At 39.3% G+C, this 14,014-nt stretch carries 12 protein-coding genes; 8 read left to right on the top strand and 4 right to left on the bottom strand.

All coding sequences use genetic code 11. The features are described from left to right. Window positions 1-16 precede the first annotated feature (16 nt). Together EHQ16_RS08815 and EHQ16_RS08810 are read left to right on the top strand one after the other, a co-directional pair. The gene (locus EHQ16_RS08815; RefSeq protein WP_135631626.1) at window positions 17-1,297 is read left to right on the top strand and encodes a citrate/2-methylcitrate synthase; all 1,281 of its coding nucleotides are present in this window, start codon (window positions 17-19) and stop codon (window positions 1,295-1,297) included. A gap of 22 nt (window positions 1,298-1,319) precedes the next feature. Further along, window positions 1,320-3,398: a SpoIIE family protein phosphatase gene (locus EHQ16_RS08810; RefSeq protein ID WP_135631625.1), complete on the top strand. Its 2,079-nt coding sequence runs from the start codon at window positions 1,320-1,322 to the stop codon at window positions 3,396-3,398. A 101-nt stretch (window positions 3,399-3,499) separates the two neighbouring features. Here the strand turns inward: EHQ16_RS08810 and EHQ16_RS08805 are convergent, their stop codons facing one another. From EHQ16_RS08805 to EHQ16_RS08790, 4 genes are read right to left on the bottom strand one after another with little or no spacing between them, the layout of a single operon-like run. Further along, a complete protein-coding gene (locus tag EHQ16_RS08805) occupies window positions 3,500-4,423 on the bottom strand; it encodes a TPM domain-containing protein (RefSeq protein WP_135631624.1) in 924 nt (307 codons plus the stop codon). Then, on the bottom strand, window positions 4,423-5,088 hold the full coding sequence (locus EHQ16_RS08800) for a TPM domain-containing protein (protein ID WP_135631623.1): 666 nt from the start codon (window positions 5,086-5,088) through the stop codon (window positions 4,423-4,425). The genes EHQ16_RS08805 and EHQ16_RS08800 overlap by 1 nt, the downstream gene beginning before the upstream one ends. A 45-nt stretch (window positions 5,089-5,133) precedes the next feature. Further along, window positions 5,134-5,988 (bottom strand): heme o synthase, encoded by an 855-nt coding sequence (locus EHQ16_RS08795; protein WP_135631622.1) that lies wholly within the window; start codon window positions 5,986-5,988, stop codon window positions 5,134-5,136. Beyond that, a complete protein-coding gene (locus EHQ16_RS08790) occupies window positions 5,988-6,869 on the bottom strand; it encodes a COX15/CtaA family protein (protein ID WP_135631621.1) in 882 nt (293 codons plus the stop codon). The genes EHQ16_RS08795 and EHQ16_RS08790 overlap by 1 nt, the downstream gene beginning before the upstream one ends. Before the next feature lie 295 nt (window positions 6,870-7,164). Here EHQ16_RS08790 and EHQ16_RS08785 point away from each other — a divergent pair, with 295 nt between their 5' ends. The 6 genes from EHQ16_RS08785 to EHQ16_RS08760 all read left to right on the top strand — a co-directional run bounded on the left by EHQ16_RS08785 (window position 7,165) and on the right by EHQ16_RS08760 (window position 13,977). Then, window positions 7,165-7,998, top strand: coding sequence for an SCO family protein (locus EHQ16_RS08785; RefSeq protein ID WP_135631620.1), 834 nt, complete (start codon window positions 7,165-7,167; stop codon window positions 7,996-7,998). After that, window positions 7,999-8,961 (top strand): cytochrome c oxidase subunit II, encoded by a 963-nt coding sequence (coxB, locus tag EHQ16_RS08780; RefSeq protein WP_135631617.1) that lies wholly within the window; start codon window positions 7,999-8,001, stop codon window positions 8,959-8,961. 9 nt (window positions 8,962-8,970) lie between these two features. Then, a complete protein-coding gene (ctaD, locus tag EHQ16_RS08775; RefSeq protein ID WP_135631615.1) occupies window positions 8,971-10,584 on the top strand; it encodes a cytochrome c oxidase subunit I in 1,614 nt (537 codons plus the stop codon). Beyond that, window positions 10,571-11,344 (top strand): cytochrome c oxidase subunit 3 family protein, encoded by a 774-nt coding sequence (locus EHQ16_RS08770; RefSeq protein ID WP_135631613.1) that lies wholly within the window; start codon window positions 10,571-10,573, stop codon window positions 11,342-11,344. The genes ctaD and EHQ16_RS08770 overlap by 14 nt, the downstream gene beginning before the upstream one ends. Window positions 11,345-11,357: 13 nt before the next feature. Further along, window positions 11,358-11,939, top strand: a complete 582-nt coding sequence (locus EHQ16_RS08765) for a cytochrome C oxidase subunit IV family protein (protein WP_135631611.1) — start codon at window positions 11,358-11,360, stop codon at window positions 11,937-11,939. 85 nt (window positions 11,940-12,024) lie between these two features. Next, window positions 12,025-13,977: a PP2C family protein-serine/threonine phosphatase gene (locus tag EHQ16_RS08760; protein ID WP_135631609.1), complete on the top strand. Its 1,953-nt coding sequence runs from the start codon at window positions 12,025-12,027 to the stop codon at window positions 13,975-13,977. The last annotated feature ends 37 nt before the right edge of the window (window positions 13,978-14,014 follow it).

Here is a 14,014-nt window from a genome sequence, read left to right as displayed (position 1 = left end):
GGAGAGAGGTCTTTTCATGAGTGAAGTGGAATTCCACATCAAGGGCAAAACATATAAATTACCGGTCATTGTTGGTACCGATGGAAAAGAAGGAATCGACTTAACCGATTTTTATAGAAAAACCGGCCTCGTCACCGTGGATCCAGGTTTATTCAATACCGCACTTGGTTTATCGAAAGTGTCCAGACGTGATCCAGAAAAAGGGGAACTAACTTATCGTGGTTATGACTTAAAAGAACTAGCTTACCAATCCACTTTTGTGGAAACTTCGTTTTTATTAATTTATGGAAATCTCCCCACCAAGCAAGAGTTAAATGACTTCTCTGGTCGTCTTTCAAAACACTCGATGATCCATGAAGACATGTTAAATCTTTTTGATGGGTTCCCAGGTGTTGCCAACCCACTTGCAGTTTTATCTGTGATGGTTACTTCACTTTCTAGTTATTATTTAGAAGAATATGAAGAAAAGTTAGATATGGGTGTGGACTTAATTGCGAGGTTACTTGCAAAAATTCGTACCATTGCTGCTTTCACTTATAAACATGCAGTGGGTCATCCCTTCGTTTATCCATTAGATAAAAATCCATACTGCACTAACTTTCTTTATATGATGCATAAGATGCCTGCGGACAATTATACAGTTCCAGAAGAGTTTGATCGTATATTAAATCAAATGTGGATTTTACATGCGGACCACGAACAAAACGTATCCAACACTGCAGTCCAAGTGGTTGGTTCAACCCAAGCCAATTTATTTGCCTCTATCTCTGCAGGGATCATGGCACAGTGGGGAGCTCGCGAAGGAGGACGTCCTACTGCTGCGATTGGGCTAATCGAAGACATCATCAAAACTAAAACACCTGTTAAAGATTATTTTGAAAGATTCAAACGAGGTGGCCTAAACATCCAAACCAATGGATTTGGACAAAAGGCTTATGATGTCGTGAGTCCTCGTGCACAAGTGGCTCGAGAAATCATTCGCGAATTCTATAAAGGTAGAAAGTTATCGGCAGTGGAAGACATCGCACTTCAAATTGACGAAGTGGTTTGGAACGATGCTTATTTTATGGAGAATCTCCTCTATCCAAATTTAGAGTACTACTCGGGACTCGTATTTCACACATTGGGAATCCCTAAAAATATGTTCTCTGTCATGCAAGTGATTGGAAGACTTCCCGGTTGGCTTGCCCATTGGAGAGAACAAAGGATGAAGGGAGACTTCTCAAAAGTTCGTCCAAAACAGATATATGTGGGCGAAAACCAAAGAAAGTACATCCCTGTTCAGAACCGCCTATAGGACTGTTAAACCTTCCTTCCCAATGAATTTCCGTTTGGTCGGGATCGTTTGGTGTTTGGCACTTGTTTCGTGTATTCCGAAAGAAGTGCCTCCCCAGGTGGAACGGGGAGTTCTGTCGGCTGAGTCGTACTTAAAAGATCAGACAAAAACCATAGAACTTGTGGGTGAATGGGGGTACTATCCTGGACTCCTGATTTCCCCATTGGAACTTTCCTCTGTAGAAACCATCCGAGAGCCACATTTTTTTAAGGTTCCTGGGATCTGGTCGGAATCTTTTTTCCATCGAGGTTTCCTTGCCGGTGATGGTTATGCCACGTTTAGCCTCGAAATCCAACATGGACAAAAAGGGATTCCTCTTTCTTTGAAAGTTCCTGAAATGGAAACCGCCTATAACTTGTTCGTTGATGGTGTTCGATTGGCATCAAACGGTGTGGTAGCAACGTCTTACCAAACAGGAAAACCTGAATATAGACCAAGAATCATCGATTTTATCCCAAAAGAAAACCAAACTTCCATTATCTTACAAATCTCAAACTACCACCACAGAAAAGGTGGGCCTGCTCAAGTTATTACCATTGGTAATACTTCTGAGATTCATCATCAGTATGAATCTGCAATTTTACGGGATATGTTACTAGTTGGTAGTATTTTGTTTATGGGGATCTACCATTTGTTTTTGTTTTGGAACAGGAAAAAAGATCCTTTTACTTATTGGTTTGCCCTGACTTGTCTTCTTGTGGCGCTTCGGGTATTCATTACTGGAAATAAATATTTAATCCAAATATTTCCAAACCTACCTTGGGAAATTCATTTAAAACTCAGTTACCTCAGTTTCTTTTTAATCACTCCTATTTTTACAAGGTATGTTTATCTACTTTTTAAACCTTATTATTCTCGACTAGCTTATGAATTGCTAAAATACATAGGTTTTGCTTTTTGTTTTATTGTTCTTGTGACGAGGTCATCGTTTTACACGTATTTGATGATACCATTTCAAGTTTTTACATTGATTGGCGTCATTTATACTTTTTTTGTGATCATTCGTGCCATCCGTGATTCTTTTCCTGGTTCCATATATTTTCTCATAAGTTTTACCATCTTTATCACAAGTTTTATCAATGATATTTTAGTGAATAACCTTGTGATTTATGGCCCGCTTACCATCCACTTTGGAATTTTTACAATGTTCTTTGTTCAGTCAGTGTACATTGCTCGAAACTTTTCTAAAGGGTTTGTGGAAGCAGAAAACTTGGCCATAGAACTTTCTGATAAAAACCAAACCCTACAAAAAGTACAAAATCAACTTACTGATTTAAACGAACGATTGGAAACTAGGGTAAGGGATAAAACGGAAGAACTCCAAGGGAAGTTAGATCAAATTGGAAAGGATATGAGACTTGCAAAGTCCATCATCCAAAGTGTTACCAAACTTCCTGAACTTGATCCCCATATTAAAGTTGATATTTTATATAAACCAATTGCAGAAGTTGGTGGTGATATCTATTTTATAAAACGCATTCAGGATTTTTATTATCGATTTTTTCTGGCTGATGCCACTGGCCACGGTTTACAAGCCGCTCTTTATACCATGATGATCCAATCTGAGTTTGAACGAGTTTCTGCAGTAGCTATGCGACCGAATGATTTGTTGTTCTATATGAACCAACATTTTTACGATAAAAATGCAGACCTTCAAATTTATTTTCCTGCCCTCGTGATGGATTTTGATTTCCATCAAGGGATTCTTCGTTATGCGGGAGGTGGAGTTCAAAACCAAATCCATATGAAAAAAAATGGAACCACTTCTATGTTTGAAAACACGGGTCCCATCATTGGAATTTTAGAACACTACCGGTATGGAATTTTTGAAACAAAAGTAGAATCGGGAGATCGAGTCTTTTTATTTACAGACGGGTTATTTGAGGAATTAAACGAATCGGACGGCGTAAAAGCTTGGGGTGATTTATTAGAAGTCATCCAAAATACAGCATCTTTGCCTTTCGAAGAAGTGATCCCTTCCATTAAAACTATGTTATTCCAAAGAATGGATAAATCTTATTGGAAGGACGATTCAACTCTTATTTTGATTGAAACCACCTAGCCGGATGGAGGTGGCAAGTGATTTCAATGAAGCTGATTAAAAATTGATCTAACAAAACAATCTAGATTTGTTAGATCTTAGATCACAATTGGATTTCCTATTTACCAATCTCCAGAAGCTCCGCCACCAGCAGAATCCCCGCCGCCACCAGACCAACTATCACTGGAGGATGATGATGACCAGGAATCGCTTCCGCTAGACCAACTTCCACCATCGTAGAATCCTCCACCGGACCCACCGCCTTTACCAAGTCCAAAAATTCTTTTTAGAAATATTACTAAAAAGAAAAGTATGATTGCGACTATGAGTGCGAAAATACTTCCAAACATAGCAACTAACAAAGGATAAAGAAAGAGAATTCCAATAATGGTGACGACTATACCACCAAAACCAGCGACAAAAAGAGAAATAAACGTTGCGATTCCGCCAACAATTCCTGATGACACTTCATCCGACTCACCACTGCCCGTAGTATTTACATCATCTTCCGATGGAGCATATTCTCCGCGGATTGTGGATATAATTGCATTTACACCGGCTGTCACACCTCCATCCATATCCTTTGCTTTAAAACTGGGAGTGATTTCATTACGAATGATTTGTTTGGCTTGGATATCCGTTAGTGCTCCTTCGAGTCCTCGCCCAACATAAATTCTCATCTTGCGTTCGTTTGGTGCTACAATTAAGAGGACACCGTTGTTTTTAGATTTTTGTCCTAACTTCCATTCATCAAAAATCTGAATGGCTACATCTTCAATGGTTTCATCATGAAGGCTTGGTGTAGTGTACACTGCAATTTGGTTGGAAGTTTCTGTTTCAAATTGTTTGAGACTTTCCTCTAATCGGTTTCTTGTGGCTTCCGATAAAATTCCAGCATGATCCATCACTCGTCTTTCGAGTTTAGGAACAGGAAAAGATTGGATTCCCGAAAATGTAGGGAACAAAAGAAAAACCAAAAACCATTTGTTTGTTAGATTAAGAATTGAATGAAAACGGGAACGAATCAGTGTTTTTTTGATCATCATTACATCAATTTCCCACCGTCACGGATTTCGTTAGAGATTTCGTTTTTATCATCTTTTTCTTTTTGGATATTGTATTTGTTTAACAATTCTCCACAAAATAGAATACTAGAAACAATCCCTTCTTTCTTTTTTCCTGAATTCATTCCTTCAATGATGAGTCTGACTGCTTCGTTCCATTCTGACTTTGGTACAACGCGTGCAATTTCTTTGTCCGGAAAAACTCGGACAAAATGTTCATAAAGTGAAATATAAATTAAAATTCCAGTTCTACTTTTAGTTCTAAATACTTCTTCATCTAAAAAAGCTTCTTTAGCTCTGAGTTCGACAAAGTATTGTTTGGCGCTTCTTGAAACTAAGTTGATTCTAATTTTAGGAAATAATGTTGTGATGCCAAATCCAATGAACGCCCCAATCCATACAGATAAAATGCCGAAGAAGGACTCTCCGCCCCAAACAATGCCATAAAATCTTTGGACTAAGTAAAAACTAGCTCCAAAGATACCACCCATAAGAAAGGCTCCAAACCATGCCCATTCTTTGTAATGGTGAGAAGATTCTGCAAAATAGGGAACGATTTCTGCTGAGGTTTTTGACTCTGCAGCACCAACCGCTGATTTGATTTCATCCAAATCGGACTGAGAGAAATAACGTGTTAGGATACTCATGGGCAAAAGGAAAACAGGAATTTCAGTTCAAATCAATCAAAAAACCTAGATTTTTGAATCGATGACAATTGCCAAACTTACCAAAAATAAATGAAAGATACTAAAAAAGAAAAATCGTTTTGCGAGTATTTTATCCCCAGATAGTTTCAATCGGTAAGCAAAAACCAAAATCAAAACTGTGAGTAGAATGGCAGAAAGTAAAAAAAGAATTCCCATTCGGTCATCGAAAAAATAAAACCCAATCACTGAAGTTGAATAAGCAATCGCATAAAGAAAGATTTGATTTACAGTTTTTTGAATCCCCGAAACCACAGGCATCATCGGAATTCCTGCAAACTCGTAATCATCTTTTAAGAAGATGGCAAGAGCCCAGAAGTGCGCCGGTGTCCAAAGAAAAATCATTAAAAACAAAATCCAAGCTTGGATAGGAAGAGCATTGGCCATGGCTGCATAACCGATTAGCGGGCCAATACATCCAGAAATGCCACCAATCACAATGTTTTGTTCTGTTCTTGGTTTTAACCAGATCGTATATAAAAACACATATAAAAGCAAAGCAGAAAGGGCACAAACGGCCGTTAGAAGGTTGATGTAGTATGTTAAAATTCCGAATGCTAAGATGGCAACGATCACACCTAGAGCCAAGGCAAACCTGGGTGAAATTTCACCAGAAGGAATGGGTCTTTGTTTGGTTCTATACATCACAGCATCTCTTTCCCTTTCAATGTATTGATTGAGAATGAAAGATGCTGAACTCATTAGATAAGTTCCAAGTAAAGTGATTCCAATTTCCCAGAGCGATGGGTATCCAGAAGTTCCCAAATACATACCGGGAAGAACGGTGGCAAGGACGAGTACAGTGACTCTAGGTTTTGTGAGTTGGTTCCACAAACGGAACATTATAAAACCTCTTTTTCCTCAGACCGAAAATGGTAAAAAGCCGCAATAAAACAAAACATAAATACCAGAACACCATTTAGCGTGTGTAATCCGGTGATTAGTTTTGGGAGATGATACAAAACATTCATAGCACCAAGAAGGATTTGAAAAGAAACAAGATAAGTGGCAATTTTTAAGGATTTTTTGACGTTTGTATTCTTTAAATAAAGAATTCCGTAAGCAGAAAGAGAAAGTACGGAAAGTGTCACTAGATAACCAAACAGTCTATGTTCCATTTGGAAACGGATGGTTCCTTCCATCTTTGGGAACCATTCTCCATAACAAGTAGGGAAGTCGGGACAAGCAAGGCCTGCGTAGTGTGAGCTTACCTTCCCACCAAGAAAGAGTTGGTATAAAACGACAAGGATGGTAAAAACAAAAAAGTATTTTCCGGGCCTGTTCCATTCAAACTTAGAAGAAGGAACTTCGGTAATCAACAATCGAACGGTAAGACAAGCCGATAATAAAAGGACGGCGTTGAGTAAGTGCAAGTTAACGGTTGTTGGGTGGAGGAGTTTGGTTACAGTCAATCCACCGAGAATCACTTGTGAAATTAAAAAAATTAGGGATAAGGTTGCTGGGATTCCTAATTGATTCCGAGTCTCTTTGTTTAGTAGAATCCAAACAAAACCAATCCCAACAAGGATACCTAAAATACCAGAATAGTATCTATGTCCCACTTCCATAAAAATCTGAAATGTAAATTCTGGTACAAATTTTCCATGGCACAAAGGCCAATCAGGACATGCGAGTCCAGAATCTGTTGCTCTTACGAGTGGTCCGTAGAGGAGATTGATGAGAATTAATGCGGAGAGAATGGTGTAAAAACGTTTGAGTGTCATACGTCTATCTGTTTCCTCCAGGTTTTGTGATCTGAGTTTGGGGAAAATAAAATTAATCTTGCATCTTTTAAAAATTGTTGGATAAAAAGAGCAGTTTTTCGTATAGACTATAACAGGTAAAATTATGCAAAACACAGACCTTTACAATAAGAGTGGTTACTGGACTTTCCTTATCACACTTGCACTCAATATTCTTTTCTTCGCTTATATTTCCTTTGTTCATCCGGGTACTCCGGAAAACCCAGGAATGGAATCCAAAAGCGTTCAGTCCAAATAGGGTAACAACCAAACCTTCGTGAAAACCAGATTTTTCTTTTTGTTTTGTTTATTGTTTGGGACTCAGGTCTATGCGTATGATCCCCATTCCAATCTAACTCGGGACAACAAACTCCCGAAAGAACTAGAAAATATCGGGTTTTCCGATGTTACGGGCAAGTCTCTCCAGCTCGACATTCCATTCCGCGATGAGTCTGGGAAAACCGTTAAGTTTTCTGATTTTCTCGCGAAAGGGAAACCAGTCCTCCTTTCTCCCGTTTATTTCAAATGCCCCACACTTTGTAATTTTCACCTAAATGGTGTATTCCAGGGTTTGAAGGCTCTCGATTGGTCTCTCGGCAAAGAATACCAATACATTGCGGTATCCATTGATCCGAAAGAAAACGAATCGGTAGCCTTTCCTAAAAAAGGGGCCTATTTGAAGGAATATGGTAGAGAAGGAGCCGAATTGGGACTCCACCTCCTCACGGGAACTCAAGAATCCATCGATGCTCTGACCAAACAGTTGGACTTTCGGTACGCTTGGGATGCGGAAGCAAAACAATACATCCACGCCAGTGGAGTTTATGTTTTGACTCCCGAAGGGAAGGTCTCACGGATTTTTCAAGGGATCCAATTAGAACCAAGGGATCTGAAATTTGCCTTCTTAGAGGCATCTTCTGGGAAGATTGGGAGTTTTGTAGACAAGTTTGCTTTATTTTGCTTTCAATTTGATCCGAGAAAAAATAAATATACGATATACGCATACAGGATGATGCAATTCGGGGGGGCGGTCACCTTACTCCTTCTCGGTGCGTTTTTATACATAAACTGGCGAAAAATAACAAATAACAACCGTCAAGGAGTCACATAGATGTCTTGGAGCAGTCTCATTCCAGCGACCTCGTTCATGCCTATCCAGGCGACGGAAATTGCAAAAGAAGTTGATCTTCTCTACGCGTTTCTGATCATTTCCAGCCTTGTTTCGTTTGTCATCTTGATTGGTGGAATGACATGGTTCCTCATCAAGTTCAAACGTACAAGTTTAGACCAGAAATCCGCATACATTACTCACAATAATTTTGCAGAATTTCTTTGGTCATTCATCCCACTCGTGATTATGATGGGGATTTTCTATTGGGGTATGGTGATTTTCGAAAAACTTAGAACCCCTCCAGAAGACATAGCGGCCGAAATTCATGTCACTGCAGAGCAGTGGGCGTGGACTTATCGTTATGCGAACGGAAAAGAGTTTTATAGCTCTGCAAATGATCCAATGATTGTTCCTGCAGGAAAAGCAACAAAACTCATCCTCACTTCAAAAGATGTCATTCATAGTTTTTACGTCCCTGCTTTCCGAACCAAACAAGATGCGGTTCCTGGAAAACTCACTCAACTTTGGTTCGAACCAAAACAAGCTGGGGAATACATCGTTTTCTGTACAGAATATTGCGGAACCAAACACTCCGGTATGATGATTAAAATCAAAGCGATTCCTTCTGAGGAATATGCGGCTTGGTATCATGCTGAGAAAAAAGGTGCCGACAGTCCTGCCGATCTTGGTAAAACTTTATTTGCTCAAAAAGCTTGTGCGTCTTGCCACTCAATCGATGGAGCAAGAATTGTTGGGCCTACCATGAAAGGACTTTTTGGTTCTAGCCGAAAGTTTGCTGACGGAAGCCAAGCCAAAGCTGATGAAAACTACCTTCGTGAGTCCATCCTTGTTTCTTCTGCAAAAATCGTAGAAGGATACCCACCAGCAATGCCGGTATTCCAAGGACAACTTTCTGACGAAGACGTTGCCAACCTAATTGAATATATCAAATCCATTAAATAAGGAAGAGAGATGAGTTCAGCACATACAAAAACCGAACATGGTCACGCAGACCATAATTATCTGAACCACGGATCTGGAATCTGGTCTTGGATGACCACTCTGGACCACAAACGCATTGGTCTTATGTACTTTGCAACAGTAGCTACCCTTTTCTTAATTGGTGGTTTCTTTGCTTTAGGAATTCGTTTGCACTTAGCAAAATTTGGCGCAGAGCCACTTTTGGATCCAGATACTTATAACAAGTTTATGACCTTCCATGGTGCCATTATGGTATTTATGGTGATCATTCCTGGAATTCCTGCGTTTCTTGGAAACTTTGTCCTTCCCATCCAACTCGGTGCGAAAGACGTTGCTTTCCCAAGACTGAACCTTGCTTCTTACTACATCTTCATTGCAGGAGCTCTGATTGCAGCTTCCTCTATGATTTTTAACCAAGTAGATACAGGTTGGACATTCTATACTCCTTACTCCACTGCAAAGACTTCCAATGGAGTGATTTTGCTTGTTTTGGGTGCCTTTACTATGGGTTTTTCTTCCATCCTTACGGGACTAAACTTCATCGTAACCACTCATAAACTGAGAGCACCTGGAATGACAATGGACAGAATCCCACTGATGATTTGGGCTTTGTATTCCACTTCTATCATTCAGATCCTTGCAACACCAATCCTTGCCATCACTCTCCTTCTCATTGGAGCAGAGAAAACTCTGGGAGTGGGAATCTTTGATCCAGATCTTGGTGGAGATCCAGTTCTTTTCCAACACTTCTTCTGGTTCTACTCTCACCCTGCAGTTTATATCATGATCCTTCCTGCGATGGGAGTGATCTCTGAACTCATCACTGCATTCTCCAAAAAAACAATTTTCGGTTACCGAGCGATTGCTTACTCTTCAGTAGCGATTGCAGCAGTATCCTTCCTTGTTTGGGGACACCATATGTTTGTATCTGGTCAGTCTACACTTGCTGGTATTGTTTTCTCCATCATCACTATGTTTGTTGGGGTTCCGACTGCCATCAAACTCTTCAACTGGATTTCTACAATGTATCGCGGAACGGTTACCTTCGAAGCGCCAATGCTCTTCGCTCTTGGTTTTATGTTCCTCTTTACGATCGGTGGTTTGACAGGGGTATTCCTTGCATCGACTGGTATGGACGTTCACTTCCATGATACTTACTTCGTAGTAGCTCACTTCCATTATGTAATGGTGGGTGGAACTCTTATGGCACTTATGGGCGGTATCTACTACTGGTTCCCAAAAATGTTTGGAAGGATGACTTCTGATCTTGGTGGAAGAATCTCTTGGGTTCTTATCTTCACTGGATTCAACGTAACTTTCTTCCCACAATTTGTTCTCGGTGCTATGGGAATGCCAAGACGATACTTTGACTACCTTCCTGAATACACAAACCTCAACCAAATCTCTACAGTGGGATCTTGGCTGATTGGTCTTGGATTTTTGGTAGGTCTCATCACTATTATTCATGGAATTTTTAAAGGCGAAAAGGCTTCTGACAACCCTTGGGGTGCAAAAACACTCGAATGGCAAACGTCTTCTCCACCTCCACACGAAAACTTTACAACTACTCCAACAGTAACTGCAGGGCCATATGACTTCCGTTAGTTCTTCAAGTGAATTTCAACACCAACACCATTTTAAGAGTGCAGAACACCAATATGCCTCTTCCAAACAAGGAATCTGGTTATTCCTTTGCACAGAAATCCTTATGTTCGGTGGCCTATTCGTAGGTTACCTAATTTACCATTCTCTTTACCCAACCGTTTTTAAAAATGGTTCGGAAACATTAGATTGGAAAATGGGAGCGGTGAACACCGTTGTACTTCTCGTCAGTTCCTTCACTATGGCTGCTGCGATTAACTATGTGCAACGTGGTTTACATAAAATTGCTGCTATCATGCTTGCACTCACAATCGCTTGTGCTGGTGCCTTCATGGTCATCAAATACTTCGAATATAGCCATAAGTTCCATGTAGGAACTGTTCCCGGCAAATTTTCGTTAGTTGATCCTTCTTGTGGTGCAGGTGGAAAACGAGCTGAGTGTGAATCTAAGATTTCTGCTCTTCTTAAAAACCCTGCTGAACTTGAAAAAAACCATGTCAGTGCAGAAGAAGTTTCTCGTTTGAAAGCAGTGATTTCTCAACCAAAATGGGAAATGTTCTACGGTTTTTACTTTGTCATGACTGGTCTTCACGGGGTTCACGTGGTAGCTGGGGCTTTCCTAATCTTCTGGATTTTTATCAAAACTCTAAGAAGAAAGGTTGGACCTGAATATTACACTCCTGTAGAAGGTGTGGGTCTTTTCTGGCACGTTGTGGACTTGGTATGGATTTACCTCTTCCCACTTCTTTATTTAGTAGGATAAAAGGTATTATCGAATGGAATACGTAATCAATTACGGACTTTACTTCATCGCCCTCGTTGCAGTTTTCACTCCAATTCTTGGATTTGGAATCTTTGCTCCAGGGATTGCAAAAGCTACTATTGTAGGATTCATCATCAACTGGTTTGGTCAGTTTTTCCAAACAAATCGTTATGCGAAGTTTACTGAAGAGAACAAAGACAACAAAATATTAAAATTTGTTCTTGGTGATGAAGATCACAAAGAAGACCACGCTTCTGCTTCTATGTGGGTAGAAGATGGTGAAGAGGAAGAAGAACACCACGAACATCATGTGATTTCTATCAAAACATATGTGTATGTTCTTTTGGCTCTTTTCTTTGGAACTTTTGTTACCGTTTGGGTAGCTCAGTATGATTTAGGAAAGTGGAACATGATTGTAGCCATGGCGGTAGCAACTTGTAAGGCCTTCTTCGTGTTAGCTTATTTCATGCACTTAAAGTATGATAATATGTTAAACCGAGTCATTTTTCTTTCTGCATTTGTCTTTTTGGCATTGTTGTTTGCGTTCTCGTTTGGTGATATCATCTCTCGAATCGCGCCAACAACTCAGTTCTAGGTAGAGTCTCTCTTTTTAAAAAAATAGACAAAACCGTTTTAAAGAAGCCCGCCCTTGTGCGGGCTTTTTCGTCTAATGAAGAATCGTGTATCAGTATTTCAAAACGATTCTTTCTAAATTTCTCGATCTAACCCCTGAAAGGAAAATATATAACCAAGATTATATAACCGAATTAGATAGGCACACTCGAATCATCCAGATTCCAGGAAGTATCATCGGCGTATTTGGTATGTTAGGGTTTGCATTTGATACAGATGCCAAACTCCACCCTGAATTCCCTGAGTTATTCTATTTTCGAATTGGATACAGCCTTCTTTGTTTTTCCTATATTGTTTTTATTATCTACAACCATTTTAAAAACAAGTTTTCATCTTGGGAAGGTCTGACCTGGGCCTATTTAACATACGCCTATCTTTTGTTTACTGCTGCTTATTATACCGGTCGGATTGCCGATGATGCTCCCTATGTTTCTGGGTATCAGATGCTTGTGATGATCCTTCCTTTTTTACCACTACCTAGAAAAACTTTATTCATTTATTATCCTATATCCATTTTGATTTTTTTCATTTCTGTTTATGTTTATAAACCAGATCTTTCCACTGCTGCATCAGCATATTCGATGCAAAACTTAGCCATCAGTTATATACTTGGAATTTTCAGTGGCCTCATTATGGAAAGGTATCGTTTCCATTCCTTTTTAAACCACAAACGAATCATCAAAAAGAACGAAGAAATCACTAAAACTGTTGATGAAATTCAGACCCTAAAGTCCCAACAAGACGGAGATTATTTTTTAACTTCACTTTTACTCGAACCATTACTTGGGCACGAAACAGATGGAAATGCTGTAAACATTGAAACTGTGGTCAATCAATACAAAAAGTTTTATTTTAGAAATAAGGAATACCAGTTAGGTGGTGATTACGTTTCTGTTTTTAATTTAATTCTCCAGGGGAAACGTTACAAAGCGTTCATCAATGGAGATGCCATGGGTAAATCGATCCAGGGAGCAGGGGGAGCCATTGTCCTTGGAGCTGTTTATAACTCGATCATCATTCGTTCCAAGATGGATCCAGTTTCCTCCAATCGGTCGCCAGAACGTTGGTTACATGATTGTTATTTGGATTTACAAAAGGTATTTGAAACTTTCGACGGAGCTATGTTGGTATCTGCCGTAGTAGGTTTGTTAGAGGAATCTACAGGAACTTTGTATTTTATTAATTTAGAACACCCTTGGGTGATTTTATACCGAGATGGGAAGGCAAGATTTATCGAAGATGAAATTCATTATTATAAATTAGGGGTGATGGAAGTTCCAACCAATCGATTCATTTCAGTATTCCAATTACAAAAAGGAGATAAAATTATTTGTGGATCGGATGGGAAGGATGATCTGGTAATCTCTGAATCAGGAAGGTACCGCGAAATCAATGAGGATCAAAATTTAATTTTAAATTGTCTGGAAGAGTCCGAAGGAGATGTAAACAATGTAATCTCCATATTAAAAACAAGAGGAAAGTTTTCAGATGATTTAAGTTTGATATCAATGGAATATAACTTAGGATCATTTTCTAAACCTGGAGTCTATTGGGAGGAAGCTAAAAAGTTTATCAAACTAAAACAATATAGCAAAGCATTAGATATACTTTTATCATACAATTCGGCCTTAGAAATTTCCATTAAGGAATTAAAATACATCACTAGATTATATGAAAAAGAGGGAATACTACTTAAGGCAATGGAATATGCGAGTTTGGCCTTGGAGAATTTTCCATCCGATACAAGATGGATGTTCCATACCTCAGTTTTATACAAACGTCTCTATTCTATTTACAAATCAAAATCCTTTTTAGAGGAATCGCAAGAATTAGGTGAAAGGGTGAGGTTGCGGCAACCTGCAAATATTGGAAATTTAATTCATTTAGCGGATGTTTGTCGGTTGAATGGGGATAAGGACCGGGCAAATTATTTGGTGGGTTTGATTAAAACAATGTCCCCGGAACACCCGAAACTAAAAGAAATTATTTCTGTGATTTAGAATTGTTATCTTGCCGAAAGAGACTTTCTTTTGGTGG

This window comes from Leptospira kanakyensis, assembly GCF_004769235.1.
GTDB lineage: Bacteria > Spirochaetota > Leptospiria > Leptospirales > Leptospiraceae > Leptospira_A > Leptospira_A kanakyensis.
The sequence above is the reverse complement of the archived record's forward strand: the minus strand, read 5'-3'. Positions and strand labels throughout refer to the sequence as shown.